At 31.6% G+C, this 22,221-nt stretch carries 21 protein-coding genes; 5 read left to right on the top strand and 16 right to left on the bottom strand.

Features of this window, described 5'->3' with window-relative positions; all coding sequences use genetic code 11:
* Positions 1-45 precede the first annotated feature (45 nt).
* Positions 46-2,100: a methionine--tRNA ligase gene (gene metG, locus VCM48_RS08845; RefSeq protein ID WP_482270273.1), complete on the bottom strand. Its 2,055-nt coding sequence runs from the start codon at positions 2,098-2,100 to the stop codon at positions 46-48.
* Between the two features lie 116 nt (positions 2,101-2,216).
* Here metG and VCM48_RS08840 point away from each other — a divergent pair, with 116 nt between their 5' ends.
* Positions 2,217-3,203, top strand: a complete 987-nt coding sequence (locus VCM48_RS08840) for a S66 peptidase family protein (RefSeq protein WP_482270272.1) — start codon at positions 2,217-2,219, stop codon at positions 3,201-3,203.
* Here VCM48_RS08840 and VCM48_RS08835 read toward each other — a convergent pair.
* The gene (locus VCM48_RS08835) at positions 3,200-3,409 is read right to left on the bottom strand and encodes a YgaP family membrane protein (RefSeq protein WP_274638652.1); all 210 of its coding nucleotides are present in this window, start codon (positions 3,407-3,409) and stop codon (positions 3,200-3,202) included. The two genes, VCM48_RS08840 and VCM48_RS08835, sit on opposite strands and share 4 nt — an antisense overlap.
* Positions 3,410-3,448: 39 nt before the next feature.
* Between VCM48_RS08835 and VCM48_RS08830 the strand changes: the two genes are divergently transcribed.
* Positions 3,449-3,808: a YraN family protein gene (locus VCM48_RS08830; RefSeq protein WP_482270271.1), complete on the top strand. Its 360-nt coding sequence runs from the start codon at positions 3,449-3,451 to the stop codon at positions 3,806-3,808.
* A gap of 60 nt (positions 3,809-3,868) precedes the next feature.
* Here VCM48_RS08830 and VCM48_RS08825 read toward each other — a convergent pair whose 3' ends face one another.
* Positions 3,869-5,248, bottom strand: a complete 1,380-nt coding sequence (locus tag VCM48_RS08825; RefSeq protein ID WP_274638650.1) for a TlpA disulfide reductase family protein — start codon at positions 5,246-5,248, stop codon at positions 3,869-3,871.
* Positions 5,249-5,374: 126 nt separating this feature from the next.
* Between VCM48_RS08825 and VCM48_RS08820 the strand changes: the two genes are divergently transcribed.
* Complete coding sequence (locus VCM48_RS08820) at positions 5,375-6,169, top strand: SDR family oxidoreductase (RefSeq protein WP_482270270.1); 795 nt, start codon at positions 5,375-5,377, stop codon at positions 6,167-6,169.
* On the opposite strand, the gene VCM48_RS08815 is transcribed toward VCM48_RS08820, so the two are convergent.
* Positions 6,166-6,522 (bottom strand): hypothetical protein, encoded by a 357-nt coding sequence (locus VCM48_RS08815; protein WP_274638648.1) that lies wholly within the window; start codon positions 6,520-6,522, stop codon positions 6,166-6,168. The two genes, VCM48_RS08820 and VCM48_RS08815, sit on opposite strands and share 4 nt — an antisense overlap.
* An 82-nt stretch (positions 6,523-6,604) precedes the next feature.
* Here VCM48_RS08815 and VCM48_RS08810 point away from each other — a divergent pair, with 82 nt between their 5' ends.
* Complete coding sequence (locus tag VCM48_RS08810; protein ID WP_482270269.1) at positions 6,605-7,129, top strand: CvpA family protein; 525 nt, start codon at positions 6,605-6,607, stop codon at positions 7,127-7,129.
* A 30-nt stretch (positions 7,130-7,159) separates the two neighbouring features.
* Here the strand turns inward: VCM48_RS08810 and VCM48_RS08805 are convergent, their stop codons facing one another.
* From VCM48_RS08805 to VCM48_RS08750, 12 genes are all read right to left on the bottom strand, one after another.
* Positions 7,160-7,786, bottom strand: coding sequence for a carbonic anhydrase (locus VCM48_RS08805; RefSeq protein ID WP_274638646.1), 627 nt, complete (start codon positions 7,784-7,786; stop codon positions 7,160-7,162).
* Positions 7,787-7,926: 140 nt separating this feature from the next.
* Positions 7,927-8,556, bottom strand: a complete 630-nt coding sequence (locus VCM48_RS08800) for a carbonic anhydrase family protein (RefSeq protein WP_274638645.1) — start codon at positions 8,554-8,556, stop codon at positions 7,927-7,929.
* An 89-nt stretch (positions 8,557-8,645) separates the two neighbouring features.
* Positions 8,646-10,226, bottom strand: a complete 1,581-nt coding sequence (locus tag VCM48_RS08795; RefSeq protein WP_274638644.1) for a SulP family inorganic anion transporter — start codon at positions 10,224-10,226, stop codon at positions 8,646-8,648.
* A gap of 179 nt (positions 10,227-10,405) precedes the next feature.
* Positions 10,406-10,723: a hypothetical protein gene (locus tag VCM48_RS08790; protein WP_482270268.1), complete on the bottom strand. Its 318-nt coding sequence runs from the start codon at positions 10,721-10,723 to the stop codon at positions 10,406-10,408.
* A gap of 38 nt (positions 10,724-10,761) precedes the next feature.
* On the bottom strand, positions 10,762-11,514 hold the full coding sequence (locus tag VCM48_RS08785) for a tetratricopeptide repeat protein (RefSeq protein ID WP_482270267.1): 753 nt from the start codon (positions 11,512-11,514) through the stop codon (positions 10,762-10,764).
* On the bottom strand, positions 11,514-13,277 hold the full coding sequence (locus VCM48_RS08780; protein WP_482270266.1) for a BatD family protein: 1,764 nt from the start codon (positions 13,275-13,277) through the stop codon (positions 11,514-11,516). The genes VCM48_RS08785 and VCM48_RS08780 overlap by 1 nt, the downstream gene beginning before the upstream one ends.
* Before the next feature lie 51 nt (positions 13,278-13,328).
* Positions 13,329-14,153 (bottom strand): tetratricopeptide repeat protein, encoded by an 825-nt coding sequence (locus VCM48_RS08775; RefSeq protein WP_440120146.1) that lies wholly within the window; start codon positions 14,151-14,153, stop codon positions 13,329-13,331.
* An 8-nt stretch (positions 14,154-14,161) separates the two neighbouring features.
* On the bottom strand, positions 14,162-15,199 hold the full coding sequence (locus VCM48_RS08770) for a VWA domain-containing protein (RefSeq protein ID WP_482270265.1): 1,038 nt from the start codon (positions 15,197-15,199) through the stop codon (positions 14,162-14,164).
* A gap of 5 nt (positions 15,200-15,204) precedes the next feature.
* Entirely contained in the window at positions 15,205-16,212 is a 1,008-nt protein-coding gene (locus VCM48_RS08765) for a vWA domain-containing protein (RefSeq protein ID WP_482272220.1), read from the bottom strand.
* A complete protein-coding gene (locus VCM48_RS08760; RefSeq protein WP_482270264.1) occupies positions 16,199-17,116 on the bottom strand; it encodes a hypothetical protein in 918 nt (305 codons plus the stop codon). Before VCM48_RS08760 ends, VCM48_RS08765 begins: the two co-directional genes overlap by 14 nt.
* A 9-nt stretch (positions 17,117-17,125) precedes the next feature.
* The gene (locus VCM48_RS08755) at positions 17,126-17,992 is read right to left on the bottom strand and encodes a DUF58 domain-containing protein (RefSeq protein ID WP_482270263.1); all 867 of its coding nucleotides are present in this window, start codon (positions 17,990-17,992) and stop codon (positions 17,126-17,128) included.
* Positions 17,993-18,067: 75 nt separating this feature from the next.
* Complete coding sequence (locus VCM48_RS08750; protein ID WP_099215163.1) at positions 18,068-19,057, bottom strand: AAA family ATPase; 990 nt, start codon at positions 19,055-19,057, stop codon at positions 18,068-18,070.
* A gap of 224 nt (positions 19,058-19,281) precedes the next feature.
* On the opposite strand from VCM48_RS08750, the gene VCM48_RS08745 reads away from it, so the two are divergent.
* Entirely contained in the window at positions 19,282-21,879 is a 2,598-nt protein-coding gene (locus tag VCM48_RS08745) for a TonB-dependent receptor (protein WP_482270262.1), read from the top strand.
* The last annotated feature ends 342 nt before the right edge of the window (positions 21,880-22,221 follow it).

The raw sequence follows: 22,221 nt of genomic DNA, 5'->3' as shown, positions 1-22,221 counted from the left end.
AACCTCGCATTTTATGCGAGGTTGCGAATATAATAAATGTTTTATTTAAGCTATAAATTCTCCGTTATTCACTTTTTCAGAAGGTTGCACAAAGGCTAATTTACCATCAGGAGTATCAGTCATTAAAATCATTCCCTGACTCTCTACACCACGTAATTTTCTTGGAGCTAAATTACATAGTACAGATACTTGCTGCCCCACGATATCTTCCGGTTTAAAGCTTTCAGCAATTCCAGAAACAATAGTACGTGTGTCAATGCCTACATCTACGGTAAGTTTTAGTAGTTTTTTTGTTTTAGCTACTTTTTCAGCTGCAACAATAGTCCCTATTCGAATATCCATTTTAGTAAAATCATCAAATTCAATAGTATCCTTTTGAGGCTCTACTACTTTGTTAGCCGCTTCGTTTGCTTTTTTTGTAGCTTCTAATTTATCTAACTGTGCTTGAATTGCAGTGTCTTCAATTTTAGAAAACAATAATTCAGCTTTATTAATTTGATGATCTGCTGGTAATAAAATGTCTTTTTCAGTAACATCATTCCAAGAAAGATTGTTATCAATATTTAAAATTGACTTTAATTTACTTGAGGTAAACGGTAAAAAAGGTTCTGATAATACTGCTAAACCAGCTGCAATTTGTAAAGCTACATACATAATTGTTTTTGTACGCTCTTCATCAACCTTAATTACCTTCCATGGTTCCTCATCAGCTAAATATTTGTTACCTAAGCGAGCTAAATTCATCATTTCTTGAGAAGCTTCTCTAAAACGATAGCGCTCTATAGATTTAGCAATTATATCAGGGAACTGTTTTAATTGTTCTAAGGTATCTTTATCAACTTCTGATAAATCACCAGCAGCAGGAATTACTCCACTGTAGTATTTGTTTGTTAATACTACCACACGGTTAATAAAGTTCCCAAAAATAGCAACTAGCTCGTTATTGTTTTTTGCTTGAAAATCTTTCCAAGTAAAATCGTTGTCTTTATTTTCAGGAGCATTGGCTGTTAAGGTATAACGCAATACATCTTGCTGATTAGGAAACTCTTCTAAATATTCATGTAACCAAACCGCCCAGTTTTTAGAAGTCGATAGTTTATTTCCTTCTAAATTTAAGAATTCGTTTGCTGGTACATTATCTGGTAGAATAAATCCGCCATGCGCCTTTAACATTGCAGGGAAAATGATACAGTGAAACACAATATTATCTTTACCAATAAAGTGTATTAATTTAGTATCATCTCTTTTCCAGTAATCTTCCCAATTTTTTCCTTCACGTTCTGCCCATTCTTTAGTAGAAGAAATATATCCGATAGGTGCATCAAACCAAACATATAATACTTTTCCGTCAGCACCTTCCACAGGAACAGGAATTCCCCAATCTAAATCACGGGTTACTGCACGCGGACGCAAACCGTCATCAATCCAAGATTTACATTGTCCTAATACATTTGGTTTCCAGTCATTTTTATGGCTTTCTAAAATCCACTCACGTAAAAAAGCTTCATGTTTATCTAATGGTAAAAACCAGTGCTTAGTTTCTTTTAAGGTAGGAACATTTCCAGTAATGGCTGATTTAGGATTAATTAAATCAGTAGCATTATGACTTGTACCACATTTTTCACATTGGTCTCCATAACTTTCTTCGTTTCCACATTTAGGGCATGTACCAATCACAAAACGATCTGCTAAAAACTGATTTGCCTCTTCGTCATATAGTTGTTGGGTAACTTCTTCAGTAAACTCACCATCGTTATATAACTTCGTGAAGAAATCAGAAGCTGTTTTATGATGAATTTCAGCTGAAGTACGAGAATAGTTATCGAAAGAAATACCGAAATCTTCAAATGATTTTTTGATGATTCCGTTATACTTATCAATAATATCTTGCGGAGTAACACCTTCTTTTTTAGCACGCATGGGTATTGCAACTCCGTGTTCATCAGAACCACAAATATAGGCTACGTCTTTTCCTTTTTGACGCAGGTAACGTGCATAAATATCTCCAGGAACATATACACCTGCTAAATGTCCAATATGAATTGGTCCATTTGTATAAGGTAATGCTGCTGTAATTGTATATCTTTTTGGTGTACTCATGTTTTTTCTACTAAAATTAAAGCGCAAAAGTACGAAAAAGCAATTTTTTATACTGTTATAAATTAGGTACATTTGATGGATTTTAAACCTTTAAGATCAAGAAAAGAGACTTGTTTATGGAAAAAAGAATTTTCATCTTATTTTTTTTACTGATAATTACATCAGTCTACGCGCAAAATGAAACTATGAAGTTAACTACACCACCATATTTGCAAAAGGGAGATACTATTGCAATTGTTGCTCCTGCTGGAATTTTAAAGAATCGTAAGCCCACTATTGATAAAGCTAAAAAGTTAGCAGAAAGTTGGGGGCTGAAAGTGGTATATGGTAAACACATGTTTAATCAGAATGATCATTTTGCTGGTACTGATGAAGAACGATGTCAAGATTTTCAAGATGCGTTAGATAATCCTAGTATTAAGGCGATTTGGAGTGCACGTGGAGGATATGGTTCTGTGAGAATTTTAGATAAATTGGATTTTACTAAGTTTAAAAAACACCCTAAATGGGTTATTGGTTATTCTGATATTACAGCGTTTCATAACCATATTCATAACTTAGGAGTAGAAACCTTACATGCTATGATGGGTACAAGTATGGAAGAGAGTTCTGATGATATAGTACAAACCATTGCAACTTTTAAGAAAGCATTGTTTGGAGAAAAATTGCGTTATGAGATTCCTGCTTCAAAAAAGAATAGGATAGGAGAGGTTTCAGGAGAGTTAGTTGGAGGTAATATTGCTATTTTGGCTTCTATGCTAGGGTCAGATAGTCAACTTTCTACAGACGGGAAAGTTTTATTTATAGAAGAAATAGGTGAATACAAGTATTCAATTGATAGAATGTTACAAAGCTTAAAACGTGCTGGATATTTCACAAAAGTTAAAGCGATTGTTGTTGGTGATATGACTAAAATTAAGAGAAATACAACTCCATGGGGAAGCTCTATAGAACAATTAATTTTAGAGGTTGTTCCTAAAGGTATTCCTGTATTGTTTGATTTTCCTGCAGGTCACGAACCAGATAATAGAGCATTGATAATGGGTAGAGAAGTTAAATTATCGATAAGTAAGAATAAGCAGTGCTTGGTAGAATTTAATTAATTGTTTTTTGTTTTACATGTGTTAATTCCTAATAACTTGTATAACGGACAAAAATTTATCAAGCTAGTAACTAAAAGTATAATTGCTAGTACAAGTAAGATATTACCAAAAATTCCTGTAATAAATTCAAAGTAAGACAGCGCAGCTATAATTAGAGCGATTAAAGTTCTAATAGCTTTATCGGTGTTTCCCATGTTTTTTTTCATGATAAAAAGATTTAAGGTTACTCAAATATAAGTTTTTAAATGGCACAACACAATGAACTCGGTAAGAAAGGAGAGCAATTAGCAATAGATTCTCTTATAGAGAAAGGGTATACTATTGTTGAAAAAAACTACCGATTTCAAAAAGCTGAGGTTGATATTATTGCTCAAAAGAAAGAAACTTTAGCTGTTGTAGAAGTTAAAACAAGATCAACAGCTTACTTTGGAAACCCACAAGATTTTGTAAATCCGAAGAAAATAAAACTATTAGTAACTGCTATTGATGATTATGTTACAAAAAATGATTTAGATGTAGAGATTCGATTTGACATTATCGCAATTGTTAAACAAGGAAATGAGTTTATAATAGAACATATTGAAGATGCATTTTTATATTTTTAAAAAGAAAAAGCCCAACAAATTTGTTGGGCTTTTTTTATGTTGTTTATACAAAATAGTAAACTATTCGTTGTCACCGTTAAAGTATTTTTCTACATCTTCTTCATGGTCAGGCATTGCAATAATGTTCTTGTCTTTGTCTAATACAAAATAAGAAGGTGTACCAAGTAAGTTATATTTTTTTACTGTTTCGTTATCAAATTTATACTCAGGATGCGTTCCGATAGCATTATGCCATCCAGGTAAGTTTTTAACAAACTCATCCCATTCGTTTTCTTCATTTTCAATACCAAAAGAAACTACAGATACTTCTTTATGAGTTTGCATAAACTTATAAAGTTCAGGAATTTCTTTTACACAGTGTGGACAACCAGTACTCCAGAATACTAGTAAATACTTATTACCATCGTTTAATGTTGATAATTTATATTCTTGACCATCTTCTTTCCAAGAAAAATCAGGAGCTACTCTACCTACAGTTGCAAGTAAGATGTCTAATTTTTCCTTTTTAAAATCAGCGTCTTGATCTTTAGCTGGAAGTTTGTCATAATATTCAGCAAACATCCAATCCACAGCTGGTCCGTTACGCTTATCAGTAAGTGCGCTAATTAAATAATCAATTACTGCTTTTTCTAATTTGTCAGAAGAAATTTTCTTCATAACGGTGGTAATAGATTCCTTAATAAGTTTTTGTTGAACTTTTTTATCTTCAGAATAGTTTAAATAGAAAACATAATCGTTAATTCTATCAATTAAAAAAGAAGAGTTGTATAATTCATCACTTTTAAAGTCAACGTACTCAAAAAAGTTTTCGCTAGTAGCAGATAAATAGTCTTGTAGATTATCATGAGGATTGTATGAATTATATCTGCGTGAAGCTTTTATAAAACTATTTACTAACATTCCTTGAGATTTGTTTTCATAAGTTTCTTGTACGTCTTCAAGTTCTTTAAGCTCTTTCTTATAAGCTTTTTTCGCATCTCTTGATTCAGTTTCTATATAAGAAGCTTGTAAAGAATCTATCTTTTTTTGTACGGCGTTGTATGCTTGTAAGTATTCATTGTATAGTTTGTTTTCTCTAGAGCTAGTAAAAAGAACTGACTGATCAGGGTATTTTGGATTGAAAACGAACTCAACATTTTCTTTATTGAAGAAAAAATCAACAAAACCAGCACCCGTATTTCTATAGGTAGCTCTGTAGGCTCCAGAAGTTGCTGTGTTAGGTAGTTCAAAACTAAACTTTCCTAAAACTTGTTTTTCACCATTTATTGCAACAGTGTCAAATTTAATGGTAGTATTTGCAAGGAACTTTTGCTTTGCTCCTTCAATTTTATATAAAATAACCCAATCTCCTTTGTCTGGAGGGGTCATAGTACCTTTAACTGTGTACTGAGCATTTACAAGTGATGTGGTGAATATTAATAGAGCCAGTAATTTTTTCATCATAATATTTTAAAGGGTTATTAATAAGGTTTTAAAACTAGTCATTTACGAACTTCTATCCAAGAAGTGTACCACTTTTATTTTTTCTTATGTATTTTACAAACGATTTTTTAATTATTTGAAAACATGAACTTTAAAGAACAAATATTTTGGGTAACTGGCGCTTCTTCAGGAATTGGTAAATCTCTAGCTGTAGCGTTATCTAATTATGGAGCAAAGTTAATTATATCTTCAAGAAATGAAAGCTTTTTAAGAGAAGTGAAAAAACTTTGCAAAGTTCCTGAAAATGTTATGATTTTACCTTTAGATTTAGAAGATTATGAAAACCTACCAGAGAAGGTAACTAAAGCTATTTCATTTTTTGGAAGAGTTGATGTTTTAGTAAATAACGGAGGGATAAGTCAGAGATCATTAGTAAAAGATACATCAATAAAAGTAGATAAACGTTTAATGGATATTAATTATTTAGGAACAGTTTCATTAACAAAAGCTTTACTACCTCATTTTATTGAAAAGAAATCGGGACACTTTGTTGTAACTACAAGTATTGTTGGAAAAATAGGAACTCCATTACGTTCTACTTATGCTGCCACGAAACATGCTTTGCATGGTTTTTTTGATAGTTTGAGAGCAGAACATTATAAAGATAATATTGCTGTTACGTTAGTTTGCCCAGGTTTTGTAACTACGAATGTGTCAAAAAACGCATTAACAGGAAATGGTACTCCACAAAATACAATGGACACAGCCACAGCTAATGGAATACATCCAGAAAGGTTTGCTGAATTTATGCTAAAAGCTATAAAAAATAAAAAAGAAGAAGTTTATATAGCAGGGGTGAAAGAAAAGCTAGGTGTATATACCAAGCGATTTTTCCCTAAGTTATTATCAAAAATGATCAGGAAGCTAAGTGTTACCTAATCAAAAAAGTTAATTACTTCAAAATAATTAATAATAGCTTCTTTCATTAAAACAGATTGTTCACCAGGTTTTAAATTAGGTAATTCAGTTAGAGTTTTATAATGAGGCCACCCATCATTATCAAAAAAATCGAATTCATAGTATCCGTAAGGTTCTAATAGCTTACAAATAGCAATATGCATAAGGTTTACCTTTTCGTCTTTTTTAAACTTACGATGTCCTTGTCCTAATTCTTGAACACCAATTAAATAAATAACTCCATCAATATTGAGATCATCTCCATCAGCAAATTGTTGTGATAATTGAGTTATTACAAAATCCCATTTTTCTTTTAAGTTGGCTTCTTTTGTCATTTGTGTTTTTTGAGAAAGCAAAGATACAAATGAGTTATGTATATTTGAGCATAGATTTTTACAGTAGAACGCTTTTATATTTATGAATACTTTTGATATTATTATTGCTGCATTACTACTTTTTGGCTTTGTAAGAGGTTTAATGAAAGGGTTGTTTGTAGAGGTTGCTTCTTTAATAGCTTTGGTTGCAGGAGTTTATGGAGCTATCCACTTTTCATACTTTATTGGAGATTGGTTAAAAGACAGTGTTACATGGGATGAAAAGTATATTTCTTTGGCGGCTTTTGCAGGAACTTTTGTGGTAATAATTGTAGCAATAGCACTATTAGGGAAAATTTTAACCAAAATAGCTGATTTTGCAGCTTTAGGAATTTTGAACAAAATTTTAGGAGGTGTTTTTGGGGCTTTAAAAATTGGGTTAATTTTAAGCGTAATTTTTATTTTCTTCGGAAAAATGAATGATACTATTCCGTTTGTAAAGGAGGAGAGTTTAGAAGAATCTATTTTATTTAAACCAGTAAAAAAGATTGCTCCAACAATTTTTCCGTCAATCATAAAAGATGAGGAAGAGAATGATAACAGCAAAGAGATGCAACTAACAATATAAAAAAGCGGATAATTTTTTATCCGCTTTTTTTTAGTCTAAATGGTAAATCTCCATAATATCTTCTAAAATATGTTCAAAATCGATATTTAAATCGATGAGGTTTCCTGTTTTAATATCAAAAACCCAACCATGTACCTTTAAGCCTCTATCTCTGTAAGCTTTTTGCACAGCGGCAGTTTTAATAAGGTTGACACATTGTTCTTGCACGTTTAAATCTACCAAACGATCGTAACGAGCATCTTCATCTTCTATTTTATTTAACTCATCTTTATGTAAGCGATATACATCTCTTATATAACGTAACCAAGGGTTTAACAAACCTAAATCGGCAGATTGCATTGCGGCTTTAACTCCACCACAAGAATAGTGGCCACAAACAACAATATGGTTTACTTTTAAATGTTCAACAGCATATTCAATTACTGAAGCAGAGTTTAAGTCAATTGCAGGTACCATATTAGCAATGTTTCTATGTACAAAAACTTCACCAGGACTTGAACCCATCAAATCTTCTGCGGAAACTCTACTGTCAGAACAACCTATGTACAGCAAATCAGGACTTTGTCCTTCATTTAATTTTTTAAAATAATCTTTATTGGTAGAGAGTTTGTTTTTTACCCACTCTTTATTGTTTTCAAAAATTTTAGATAGATTCATTAATATATAAATTGTTTGTTGGAAGAATCTTTTACAGTTGCTTTCCGGATTAAGCAATATAATTACCGAAGTTAATAAAAAAAGAGAACCTAAAACTAGATTTAGATTCTCTTTATAATAATAATTATAGAGGATGTTTTTTATTCATAAAAAGTAACAGAGCCGTCTTTGATATCATACATAGCTCCAACAATCATAATTTCACCATTTTTATGCATTTCGGCTAATACATCGCTTTCATTTAATATTCTATCAATAGTTAATTGTACGTTTTTTTCTGCAACGTTATTTACAAATTCTAGATTAGATGAGTTTCTTAAACTTTCATCTTTAGGTTCTGTTACAGCTTCTACAGCTGGCTTAATTTTACTTAACATTTTAGTTAAGTTACCTAACTGAGCATTATCACAAGCTCCTTTAACTGCTCCACAACTAGTATGTCCTAAGACAACGATTAATTTAGTACCAGCTAATTTACAAGCAAACTCCATACTACCTAAAATATCTTCATTTACAAAGTTACCAGCAATTCTTGCACTAAAAATGTCTCCTAAACCTTGGTCGAAAACTAATTCAGCAGAAACTCTTGAATCGATACAGCTTAAAATTGTAGCAAAAGGAAATTGTCCTTCTCTTGTATCGTTAACTTGTTCTAGTAAATTACGATTAGCTTTTAAGTTGTTTTGAAATCTTTGGTTTCCTTCTTTTAAATATTGTAATGACTTTTCAGGAGTCATTGTAGCTTGAGTTTCTTTAGTGTGCGCTTTCATTGTATATATTTTTATAAGTTATTTATATCGTTTTTTTGTTATTACTAACAATACACATTTAAGAATATTGTTGGTAAAGTATTTTAAGGCTATGCCGCTTTTGGTCTAAGTTTAAAGAACTTAATAAAGCTTTCAGGGTTTTCTACAACACCGCGTTCTGAAATAAGTTTAATATTGATGTTTTTTTCTTTTGCTTTGAATGCAAAATCCTCTAAAATTTCAACAATATCATTATCTAAGTACCTAGTTTTTCTTACATCTAATTCTAAGTGAGTGTCTTCAGGTAAGCTATCTAACTCTTTTAAAATAGCTCCTTTGTTAAAGAAAGTAACTTCTTCAGCAAGTGTCATTTTTATTTTATGTATCCCGTTACTTTTATCTTCAATATGTAAGAAATGAGAGTTTTGATAACTCTTTATTAAAATAACAAAAACTCCTACTGCTAATCCTAAAGAAATTCCTGTAAGTAAATCGGTGAAAACAATACCTAAAACAGTTACAATAAAAGGAACAAATTGTTTCCATCCTAAGGCAAACATTTGTTTAAATAAGCTTGGTTTAGCTAGTTTATAACCAACAACTAATAAAATTGCGGCTAATACAGATAATGGTATTTTATTTAATAGGGTAGGAATTAAAATAACAGATAATAGTAAGAATAACCCGTGAATAATTGCTGACATTTTAGATTTACCTCCTGATTGAATATTAGCAGAACTTCTTACAATTACTTGAGTAATTGGTAAACCTCCAATTAAACCAGATAAAATATTTCCTGTTCCTTGTGCTAATAATTCTCTATTTGTTGGAGTTACATTTTTATCTGGATCTAATTTATCTGTAGCCTCAACACAAAGTAAAGTTTCTAAACTAGCTACTAATGCAATTGTAAATGCAGTTACCCATACCTCGTAGTTGGTAATAGCACTAAAATTAGGGAATGTAAATTGTCCTAAGAAAGAATCAAAACTTTCAGGAATAGGTACACTTACTAAATGAGATGCTTGTATTGCGAATGTTTCATTTCCTTGTGTTAAGGTAAAAAAGATAATTCCCATTACTACAGCTACTAATGGACCTTGAATTAATTGGAATATTTTTCCCTTTTTACTTAAAACTTTATCCCAAAGAATTAAAATAGCTAACCCAATAAAACCGATAACCATTGACCCCATCGTAATATTATCAGTAATACTTAAAATAGCTGAAAAAGTATTTTCTCCTGAAGGTTCAATAAAGCTATCAGCTCCTTCTGGCTCTGCATCATATCCGAAGAAATGAGGAATTTGTTTTAAAATTATAATAATACCAATACCGGTAAGCATTCCTTTAATTACTGATGAAGGAAAGTAGTAACCAATAACTCCAGCTTTAAGAACTCCAAAAAGTATTTGAATAATACCTCCTAATACAACAGCTACTAAGAAGTTTTCATAGCCACCTAAAGCACCAATAGCAGTTAATACAATGGCAGCTAAACCGGCTGCAGGACCACTAACTCCGATTTTAGAACCACTTAAGGCTCCAACAACAGTACCTCCTATAATTCCTGCAATTACACCTGAAAAAAGAGGAGCTCCACTAGCTAAAGCAATACCTAAACATAAAGGTAAAGCAACAAAGAATACGACAATACTTGCGGGTAAGTCGCTTTTAATAGTTTTAAACATAATATATGCGTTTATTTAGACTCCAAATAAAAATTTAGAGCGTATTTAATTTAAATGATTGATTTACTAAGAGAAACTCAAAACGTCTCAATAAAGCAATAGTATTATTACTGCGTATTGAAATATTTTCCAGGTTTTCTATTCAGAACCTCTTGTAGGAGGTGTTTACTTAAAAATTATTAAGCAGTAAAAAACTCGGGAGGTGGGGTAAGAATTTTTGGGTATTGTGAAACGTAGTTTTTAGATTGAAAACTAACATTTTTCTTTTTTTGGATTTTCTTATATAAAAAAGAAGTATAATCTTCGTTAGGATGAGCTTTTAATTCAGCTACCTTAACATGTTTAGTGTTTTCTTCTTCTTCACTTAGATTTAAGAAAATAGTAATATCTTGATCTTTATCAACCAACGTAATCACCGAAGGCGTAACAATAATGCCCGCAAACAAAACGATAAAAAAGATGGCGATTTTAGATTTCAAGATAATTTTTTTATTCATTTAGTGGCAAATGTAATTAATTTTTTAAAGCTAAAATGTTATAGTTCTTTTAAAATTTTAGTTTTAACCCATCCAATTTTTCCATCAGCTAGTTTTATTTTTTTCCAATTATCTACAGAATCTAATACATTAACCTTAGTTCCTTCATGTAATGTGAAAATTTCATTAGAGTTATCGGTAGGTTCATTGTTAACAGTAACTTCTTCAGTATAAATAATGGCTTCAATATTATTTTTAGCTTGGTTATATTGTGTGTATGTAATAACAAAAGAGGTTATTAAAAGTAAAAAGGATATAATGCTTGTTGTAAAGTAAATCCTTTTTTTACTTGGAGTATAGGCAAAATAAAACAGTAAAAATAAAATAGAAGCAATAAAAGAAAGAGCAATAGTAATTACAGCCCAAGTGTTATAAGTAAATTTTTGTAAGTAGTTTTCATTGAATTTTTGAAATACTGATTTAGGTAACGCTTCAATTCTATCAAGTGTTAAGCGTTTTGCTATAACTAAGTTGTTTTTAGCATCTTCATTCAAAGGGTCTAGTTGCAGTGCTTTTTCGTAATTATAAATAGTAGGAGCTACTTTATTAAGCTTATAGTAACAATTACCCAAGTTGTAATAGACTTCGGATGATGCTAGGTTTTCGTCTTCTATTTGCTCATATAGTTTAATAGCTTCTTCGTAATTACCTTCTTTGTACAAAGAATTAGCGTTTGAAAATAAATCGTTGGCGTTTTGTGCTAACGTAATTGTTGACACAAATAAGAATAAATATATAACTAGCTTTCTCATTATAACTGTCTATCTAATTGCGTTATTACTTGTTTTGCTTTTTCATATTCCTCTTTCATTTGCACATTAGTAATTGGAGTATATCTAGCAAAATCACAATCATTAAATACTTCAATAAAACTATTAATGGTTTCCTTATTAACGTTTTTGTCAGCTAATAAATCAGTAATTTTTTCACGACTTATGTCAGATGTTTCTACACCCAGTTTTGCTTTTAAGTAATTATGTAAGGCTCTTTCTAAAGCCTCATAAAAAGCTTCTTTACTGCCTAATTGTTTTTGTGCTTCTGATAAGTATTTCTTAGCAAGTCTGTCTGCTTTTCGCAACTTATTACCCAATACATCACTATCACGTTCTTCTTTCTTTTTTTGAATAACAATTCCAACAGGAATAGCTAAAATAGGAAGTAATAAAAGAATATAAAATAAGGTTGACTTAAATAAGTCACCTGTTTTTACAGGTTGTAAATTGGTGTTTGTTTGAATATATCTAAAATCGCTACCTGTAACTTTTACCTCTTGTTTGGCTACTGTATTAGCATCAGAGTTTGTTGGAATTTCTTTTCCTTCTAAAACATCAACGTATAAATCATCTGTAGTGATGGTTTGGTATACTTTTTCTTTAGGGTTAAAGTAAGAAAAGCTAGTTTTTGGAATTCTATATTTTCCTTTAAACTCAGGAACAACAGTGTAGTTATCGGTAACGGAACCAGATAATCCAGTTCCAGTAATACGAACGTTTTCTTTTCTTTCAGGTTGATAAACTTCTAGTTCTTTAGGAGTTTCAACTTTTGGTAGTTCAAAAAGTTTTAAATTTCCTTTACCATTTACCGAAACTTTAATTTGTGATGATTCATTTGCTTTTAAGGTATTTTTACTTAAAGAAACATCAAAAGAAAACTCTCCTACAGCTCCTGTGAAGTCTTCTGGTTTGTTTTTTAGAGGTAAAGCCTGAGCGTTAACAATTTTCTTAGCAGAAGAAAACTCTTTACGAACTTGACGTGTAATTACGTTTCCGAAAAAGTCGGCTCTTCCAGTAGGAACTGCCACAATTATATCCATTTTCATAGGATCGATTGTCAGTTTACCAGAGGTTGTTGGAATTAACAGGGCTTTATGTAAAACAGCATAACGATAAGTTTCACCGTTGTAAGTACCTGTTTTAACAGGCATTCCGTTACGTTTAATTTCTTGATTCCAGAAACCATTGTATTGTGGGGCTTCTGTTATGGCATTATCATAAATACCAACATTATCGCTAAAATATAAGCGATATTCTACATAAATCCCTTCACCAACATAAGGTTTAGATTTAGAAATTTCGGCAACTAAATGAATATTTTGCTCAGCAATATAACTAGGGTCATTTGGGTTTTTAGGAATGTCAACAGCATCTAAAACAATAACTTTTATAGGGTTTGATTTTATTGTTTTTCCATCAATTTCAATACTAGCAGAGGGGATATTAAATTCTCCTTTTCTTTTAGGCTGTAGTATGTAGGTGTAGGATTGATTGAAAGAAACCTTACCGTTAATCCAAGATTGACTTACTGATTGACTAGGACCTCCAACTATTTTAAAATTAGTAAAATTAGGTTCTTTAAAATTATCGGCTCCTTGTTTGTTGATTGAAAACTCAATACGTAATCGTTGGTTTACACCTAACTTATTTTTACTAACGGTAGCCGTTAACGCAGCATCTTGTGCATTAATGGTAAATGTTATAAAACTAACTAATAACGATATGTATACTTTCAACTTCATGTTAATTTTCAAAAATGTCTAAAAATAAATAAGATTTTAAAAATGGTAAAATTACCAGTCTTTTTCTTGTTTTACTTTTCTTCCTTTTGATTTTTTCGCATTCATTTTTTTCTGCGTCTTGTTTTCCTCATTATTTAAACTCTCTAAAAGTTGTTTCATTTGTTCGGGAGTCATTTTACCTTGTTGAGGTTTAGGTTTTTGGTTTTGTTTGTCTTTTTGATCTTGATTAGGTTTTTGTTGATTTTTTTGATCGTCATTTTTCTGATCTTGTTTATCATCCTTTTTGTCCTTATCGTCGCCTTTTTGATCTTTATTTTTGTCGTTCTTCTTGTCTTTGTCGTTTTGTTTTTGCTGATCTTTATTCTTGTCGTTCTTCTTGTCTTTGTTTTTATCCTTGTTGTCCTTCTGGTTTTGTTGTTGCTTTTTAGCTTCTTTTTGAGCAACAGCTAAATTATAACGAGTTTCATCGTCATTCGGATTTCTACGTAAAGAATTTTTAAAGGCTTCAACAGCTTGTTCATACTGCTTTTGTTCCATCATAGCATTACCTATGTTGTGATAAGCTTCAGCCTGAGCCATTTTGTCTTTTGAAGTCTCAGTAGTTACTTTAAACTGTTCTACAGCTTCTTTGTATTTCTTTTCTTGGTATAAAGTATTACCAAAATTATAGCTTGCTTTTTCATACTTGCTGTTCTTACCTAAGGCTTTTCGGTAGGCAATAGCAGCATCACTAAACTTTTGTTTGTTATATAGTTTGTTTCCTTCTCGTAACAAAGCACGTGCTTCACGTTGTAGTTTAAGTGTGTCTTGTTGCGCATTTGCCATTGCAGAAACTGCAAAAACTAGAATGAATATTAAATTTTGTAAACTTTTCATACTACACTTTAAGATTCTTCGTTAAACAAATCTACTTTCTTCAACCATTTGGTTTTCTTGTCAAATAAAAACATATCTAAAATTAAAAACAACAGCCCAATACCTACAAACCATTGAAATTGGTCTTTATAATCAGAAAATTGTTTTGTCTCAAATTCATTTTTTTGTGCATTTCCAATAATCTTCTCAATGGCTTCTACTGGATTTTCAGTTTTATTACCATCAAAATATTGTCCGTCAGAAGCATCAGCAACACCTTGTAAAACATCAGGTTTCCTTTGAGTGATTACTGTTTCTCCCATTCTGTTTTTTTTATAACCAATAAGCGCGCCATTTAATTTAATAGGAATTCGACCTCCTTTTTCAGTTCCTACACCTACTGTATATACTTTAACACCTTCGTTGGCGATGTTTTGAGCAACTTGCTTAGTTTCTTCTTGATGATCTTCACCATCTGAAATAATGATTAAAAAACGATTAGTTTGCTCATCGTTATCGTAATAAGTGTTTGCTAGATTTAAAGCTTCATTGATAGCTGTTCCTTGACTAGAAACCATATCTGGATTGGCGTTTTGCAAAAACATTTTTGCAGCAGCATGATCGGTGGTAATAGGTAGTAAAGGATAAGCATTACCTGCATAGATAATAATACCAACTCTATCACTTCCTAACTTATCAATAGTTTTAGATATAATTTGTTTTGCTTTTTCTAATCTGTTAGGAGCAATATCTTCTGCTAACATACTTTTAGAAACGTCTAAAGCAAACACTACATCAACACCTTCTCTTTTAACGGTTTTTAGTTTTGTTCCCATTTTAGGGTTAACTAATGACAGAATTAAAAACGATAATCCTACTAAAAAGAAAACAAGTTTTAATACTGATTTAAAGGTTGATGTGTTTGGTGCTATTTTAGATAAAAGAGCTGGATTAGCAAACTTTTTTTGAGTTCGTTTTTTCCACCATAAAACTAATAGGAAAACCACAATTATTACAGGAATAATTGCAAAAAGATAAAAATATATTGGTTCTTCTAATTTGTACATCTTGCTTAAATAAAACTTTTAAATACTGTGTTTTTTAGGGTGAACTCTAAGAGTAAAAATATTCCTGCTAGAAGTACTAAAAAACGATATTTTTCAGAGTAATTATAATACTTAAACTCTTCGATTTTAGTTTTTTCTAACTTGTCAATCTCGTCGTAAATTTCTTTTAACTTGGTGTTGTTAGTTGCTCTAAAATATTTACCGCTAGTTTCATTGGCAATATGCTTTAGCAAATCTTCGTCAATTTCAACTGGTTGATTTTTAAATGAAATTTTTCCTGTTCTTGGGTCTTTAGCCCAAGGGAAAGGAGCCATTCCGTTAGTTCCAATACCAATAGTATAAACCTTAATATCGTTTCCTTTTGCTAAATCAGTAGCAGTCTTAGGGTCAACAAAACCAGCGTTATTTACACCATCTGTCAATAAGATAATAACTTTACTTTTGGCTTTGCTATCTTTTAGTCTGTTAACCGCAGAACCTAATCCCATTCCAATAGCTGTTCCTCCTTCAAGTTGTCCCCATTTAATTTCTGAAATGGTTCTTTTTACAATAGATTTATCACTAGTTATTGGAGTTTGTGTAAAACTTTCTCCTGCATAGACTACAATACCAATACGATCATTTGGGCGTCGGTTTATAAAGTCAGTTGCAACTCTTTTTAAAGCTTCCAGGCGGTTTGGTTTAAGGTCTTTTGCTAGCATACTGGCCGAAACATCAACAGCCATTACAATATCAATTCCTCTATTCGTCTTTGTTTTTTTACTAACAGCTACATTTCTAGGGCGTGCCAAAGCAACTATTAAGCAGGTTAATGCCAATAATCTTAAGAGTTGTGATAGAGGTTTTAGTTTAGGTAAAATTGAACCTTGCACTTTAAAACCTTTAGTGCTTGGTATTCTAAGCTGAGCACTATCTTTTTTTCGGGTATAAAAACTCCAAAAAGCTAACAAAGGAATTAATATTAGCAACCATAAAAACTCGGGACTATGAAACTCGAAATTATTCCACTTCATCATCTTCTTCTTGTTTTTTAGGTTTTAAATTGTCTATGATAAGCTTAGCATCTTTTCGGTCTTCCTCTATTTCGTGCGATAAAGGCTTAGACTTTGCAAATTTTACTAAGTCAGACTCTTGTAATAGTCCCTTTAATTTGTCAATAATTTCCCTAGAGGTTTCTATTGACTTTGTGTCATTGAAGTCTTTCAAAACATCAATTAATTCATCAGTAGTACTCTCTAAGGCTGGGACACGTAACTCTCGTTCAATATAACCTCTTACAATGTCTGTTAATTCACTGTAATATTTTTTAACCTGATTGTTTTGCCATAACAGTTTTTTGTCAAGTTCCTCCAGTTTTTGTATTGCTTCTTCATATGGAGGCAACAAAGGAATAACAACCTTTTCTTCTTGTTCTTTTTTCTTTTTGAAAACAAAGAAGTAGAGTAGTAGAGCTATAATAATAAAGGCTATTACAACCCACCAGATGTATTGTTTGAAATCGTCAAACTGATATGGTTCTCCCTTAATTCCTTTAATAGGGAATTTTTTAATTTTAGTAGTGTCAATAGGAACAGTAGTTACGTTAACTAGTAAACTATCGGTTAAATAAGCTTGGTTTCTAATAAATATTTGTTGTTGCGGAATGTAAAAAGCACCGCTATCAAAACCTGTTAAAATATATTTTCGGATGAGTTTGTTTTCAATAGTGTCGATTTTGAGTGTATCGATAACCTCTAATCCTTTTAGGTTTTCTAGCTTAGGAATGATAACATTTTCAGTTTCATCAACAGATATTTTATATTGAAACTGTTCTCCAATTCTGATGTTTGTTGTGTCAATTTCTGCTTTTACCTGAGGTTGTTGTGTAAAGGCAAAAGAAGTTAAAAACAAGCATATGTAAAGTAGTTTGTGTTTCATTGTTTGTTCTTATCCTTTTCGTTTAAAATAACCTAACAATTTTCGTACGTAACTTTCATCAACTCTAGTGCTAATAGTTCCAGCACCACTTTTAGTAAAAGAGGTTTCAAAATAATCAGTTAAACGCAAGGCGTTAGCCTTAAAATGAGTTCTAACTGATTTTGAACTCGTATTAACCAATTGAGTTTTTCCTGTTTCAGCATCCATCATAGGAACCATTCCTAAATTAGGAATTTCCTCATCATGTTTATCATACACACGTATACCGGTTACATCATGTTTGTTACCAACAATTTTTAACGTACGTTCATAACCATCATCCATAAAATCAGAAAGCATAAAAACAATTGCTTTCTTTTTCATGATGTTGGATAAAAATTTGAGAGCTTCACTGATATTAGTTTGTCTACTTATTGGTTGAAACTCGATAAGCTCACGGATAATTCGTAATACGTGACTTTTCCCTTTTTTAGGAGGAATATACAGTTCAACTTGATCAGAAAACAGAATTAACCCGACTTTATCGTTATTTTGAATAGCAGAAAAAGCCAATGTTGCTGCAATTTCTGTTACAGTATCTTTTTTAAATTGTTCAGAAGTACCAAAAAACTCAGAACCAGAAATGTCTACTACCAACATCATGGTAAGTTCGCGTTCTTCTTCAAAAACTTTTACATAAGGTTCGTTGTAGCGAGCAGTAACGTTCCAATCAATAGCCCTGATATCGTCTCCATATTGATATTGACGTACTTCAGAAAAAGTCATACCTCTACCTTTAAAGGTTGAATGATATTCTCCTCCAAAAATATGATTAGACAGCCTACGTGTCTTTATTTCTATTTTTCGAACTTTTTTTAGTAACTCTTTTGTATCCATGTTTTCAATTGTCAGTTAACAGTTATCAATAATCAGTAAAGTGTTTTTGGCTGATAATTGCTCATTGATAATTGATTAAGGTACTTGTACTTCGTTAATAATAGAATTGATAATATCTATAGATGTAATGTTTTCAGCTTCTGCTTCATATGTAATACCAATTCTGTGGCGTAAAACATCATTTACTATTGCTCTAACATCTTCGGGAATCACGTATCCTCTTCGTTTGATGAAAGCATAACACTTTGCGGCTTTTGCTAAAGCGATACTACCACGAGGAGAAGACCCAAAACTGATAAGAGGTTTTAATTTTTCTAAATTATATTTTTCAGGATAACGAGTTGCGAAAACAATATCTAAGATATATTTTTCGATTTTTTCATCCATATAAACCTCATTAACTACGTTACGAGCTTTTATAATCTGGTCTATAGAAATTACAGGGTTTATTTTTTGAAAACTTCCGTTTAAGTTTTGACGCATAATAAGTTGCTCGTCTTGTAATTTTGGATAGTCAATTACAGTTTTTAACATAAAACGGTCTACCTGTGCTTCAGGAAGCGGGTAAGTTCCTTCTTGTTCTACTGGGTTTTGAGTGGCCATTACCAAGAAAGGCTCATCTAATTTAAAAGTTTCATCTCCAATAGTGATTTGACGCTCTTGCATTGCTTCTAATAAAGCAGACTGTACTTTAGCAGGGGCACGGTTGATCTCATCAGCTAATACAAAGTTGGCAAAAATAGGTCCCTTTTTAATAGAGAAATCATTTTCCTTTACATTGTATATCATAGTACCTACCACATCAGCAGGTAATAAATCTGGAGTAAACTGAATACGACTAAAGCTTCCGTCAACTGCTTTTGAAAGTGTGTTAATTGCTAAGGTTTTTGCAAGCCCAGGTACACCTTCTAATAAGATATGTCCATTTCCTAAAAGTCCAATTAGTAATCGCTCAATCATGTGTTTTTGACCCACAATTACTTTGTTCATTTCTGTAGTTAATAAATCTACAAAAGCACTTTCTCTTTCTATCTTTTCATTGATGGCTCTTACATCTATATCCATAGTAATTGAAATAAATTAGAATTTATATGAAACAAAGCTACAATAATAAGAAAATAACAGCTGTTAAAGTATGGTTAAAGCTAAAAACATTCTGTGTTCTTGTTGTTTTTTTAAATGATTACATATTTTTTTATGTATTTGTTTATTTTTTATGTTTAAATTTATTATTCTTGTTGTAAATTAACATATTTTAACGTTTTAACTTTAACTAAACTTAATTACTTATGGATAAAAAAAATAAAGTAATTGTCTTCATTTTATTGATGTCTTTTGCATCAATGATTGGTCAGACAATAAAAGGTAAAGTAACAGATGAAAGTGGATCACCTCTTCCATTTGTAAATGTATTGGAGAAAGAAACTGTAAATGGAGTAAGTACAGATGATAATGGAGAGTTTACTCTTAATGTAAAAAAGATACCAGTTACTTTAGTTTTTTCTTCGGTAGGATTCTCTACTTTAGAAAAAACAGTATACAAGTCTTCTTATGTTACAGTTGTCTTAAGAGATGATAATGTTTTAGATGAGGTTGTTTTAACAGGTAACCGTTCTAAACCGAGGACAATTTTAGATTCTGCTGTTCCTATTGATAATGTAAGTGTCAGAGAACTACAAGCAACAGGTCAAACAAATATTGATCAGATGTTAACTTATACAGTTCCTTCATACAATTCAAGTAATCAAACAATATCTGATGCAACAGCTCATTTTGATCCAGCTGATTTACGTGGATTAGGACCTAGTAGAACATTGGTTTTGGTAAACGGAAAGCGTAAAAATCAGAGTGCTTTAGTGTATGTAAATGATACACCAGGAAAAGGTGAAGTAGGTGTGGATATGAAAAGTATTCCAACAGCAGCTATTGAAAGAGTGGAGATTTTACGTGATGGGGCTTCTGCTCAATATGGTTCAGATGCAGTAGCTGGTGTTGTTAATATAATATTGAAGAAGAATATTGACTTCACTCAGGTAAATGTAAACTCAGGGGTAACCAAAGAGGGAGATGGTTTTAATATTGATGGTGATGTTAATCATACGTTTACTTTTGGAGAAGGAGGGTTTGTTAATACTACTTTAGGATTGAGCTATCAAGAAAAAACTGACAGGGCAGCTGAACCTGGAAAGGATGATTTATTTGGTGTAGATAATCAATGGACAAGGGATAATCCAGACTTAGGAATGATTATAGGGCAACCAGAGATGAAAAAAGGAGATTTGTTTGTGAATGCTGAATATCCTCTAAACGAGAACACAAAATTATATGCATTTGGTGGTTTTAATATGCGACAAGGTAAAAGTTTTGCATTGTATAGACCTCCATACTGGATTACTGATGATTTTGGATTATTAACTCCAGATGGAGAACCATATGATGGTTTTCAACCAACTTTTGAAACAGATATTCAAGATATCTTATTTACAGCAGGAAGTAAGTTTAAGCTAGGTGGTTTTGATGCAGATTTAAGTGCAAGTTTTGGGCGTAACTCTGTGGATTATACAATAGGAAATACAATTAATGTAAGTCTAGGTCCAAATAGCCCTACGTCTTTTGATGCTGGAGCATATGCTTTTAGTAATATTATAGGAAACTTTGATGTAAGTCGTTCTTTTGGAGATGTAAGTATAGGTTTAGGTGTGGAAGGTCGTCAGGAGCGATTTGAAGTAACTGCAGGAGAAGAAGCGTCTTATATTGATGGAGGAGCACAATCATTTCCAGGTTTACAACCAAGTAACGCTTTAAATGAAACAAGAACAAATATTGGAGGTTACGGAACCTTAGATTGGGATGTTTCAGAAGATTTCTTAATTGGTGGAGCATTACGTTATGAGAATTATTCTGACTTTGGAGATAATTTTTCATGGAAAGTGAGTTCTAGGTACAAAGTTGGGGAAGCAGGTGTGTTGAGAGCGTCATATAGTACTGGATTTAGGGCGCCTTCATTACATCAAGTATATTTAAGTAATGTGCAAACTTTGGTTTCTGGAGGTACAATCTCTAATCAAGGAACATTCAACAACGTGAGTCCTGTGATTAAAGATTTAGGAGTAGCTTCATTGTTTGCAGAAACATCAAAAAATATTTCAGCAGGATTAACTGTTAAGGCTTCTAATGATTTTACTATTTCATTAGACTATTATAATGTTAAAGTAGAAGATAGAGTTGTATTTTCAGGGGAAATTGGAGGAACTGATGATAATGGTAATTCAAATGCTACTGTTCAACAAATTTTAGATGATAACAGTGTTACAAGTATTAAGTTTTTTATTAATGCGGCTGATACAAAAACAGAAGGATTTGATTACACAATGCGTTACAAAAATATAGATTTTGCAGCGGGAAAACTTGGATTGAATTTAGCGTTAAATATTAACAGGACAAAATTAGAAGGAGAAGTAAAAACCCCTACTAAATTGGCAAATTATAAGAATGCTATATTTAATAGAAAAGAGCAATCTAGAATTATTAGTGCAAGACCAAATACCAAACTTTTGTTTGGTGCAGATTACAAGTATAAAAAGTTCACCGCTTTTTTAAATAACACCTATTTTGGAGAAGTAACTTGGCAACATGCAACAGATCCCAATAAAGATCAAACATTTAGTGGGAAAGTAATAACTGATGTGTCTTTTGGTTATGAGTTTTCAGACATGATTTCGTTTAATGCTCAGGTAAATAATTTATTTGATGTGTATCCAGATGAAATTGATACTAAAGGAGATGTAGTGACAGATTTAGGAGGGCGCTTCAAGTACCCTTGGGAAGTAAATCAATTTGGGTTCAATGGTATGACTTTTAAAGCAGGATTAACTTTTAAGTTTTAGGTTAATTATTTGATAATAAAAAAAAGCACCTCAAAAAGGTGCTTTTTTTTATGGTCTATTTCTTTATTGTTATAAGGTTTTTGAATAAAACTCAATAAGTAAAACAACAATTCAATAATTAAAAATTATGCATAGAATCATATGATTACAATGAGTTTGTCAAGTCTTCACAATAGAGTGTTATGAAGTATTGAAAGAATAATATGCTTAAAATAGTTGTAAGTAAATGTGTTTAGAAGAATAGAGTATAAAGAGATTTTAGATATAAGATACTTTTAAGAGGTCTAATTTTTTTATGAAGTACATAAGATTGTTTTGCTGGTATTGATAAATAGTAGTTTT

The organism is Tenacibaculum sp. DPLXC6 (assembly GCF_056815515.1).
Note: the sequence above shows the minus strand (reverse complement) of the source record. Positions and strands in the feature narration are given on the sequence as shown.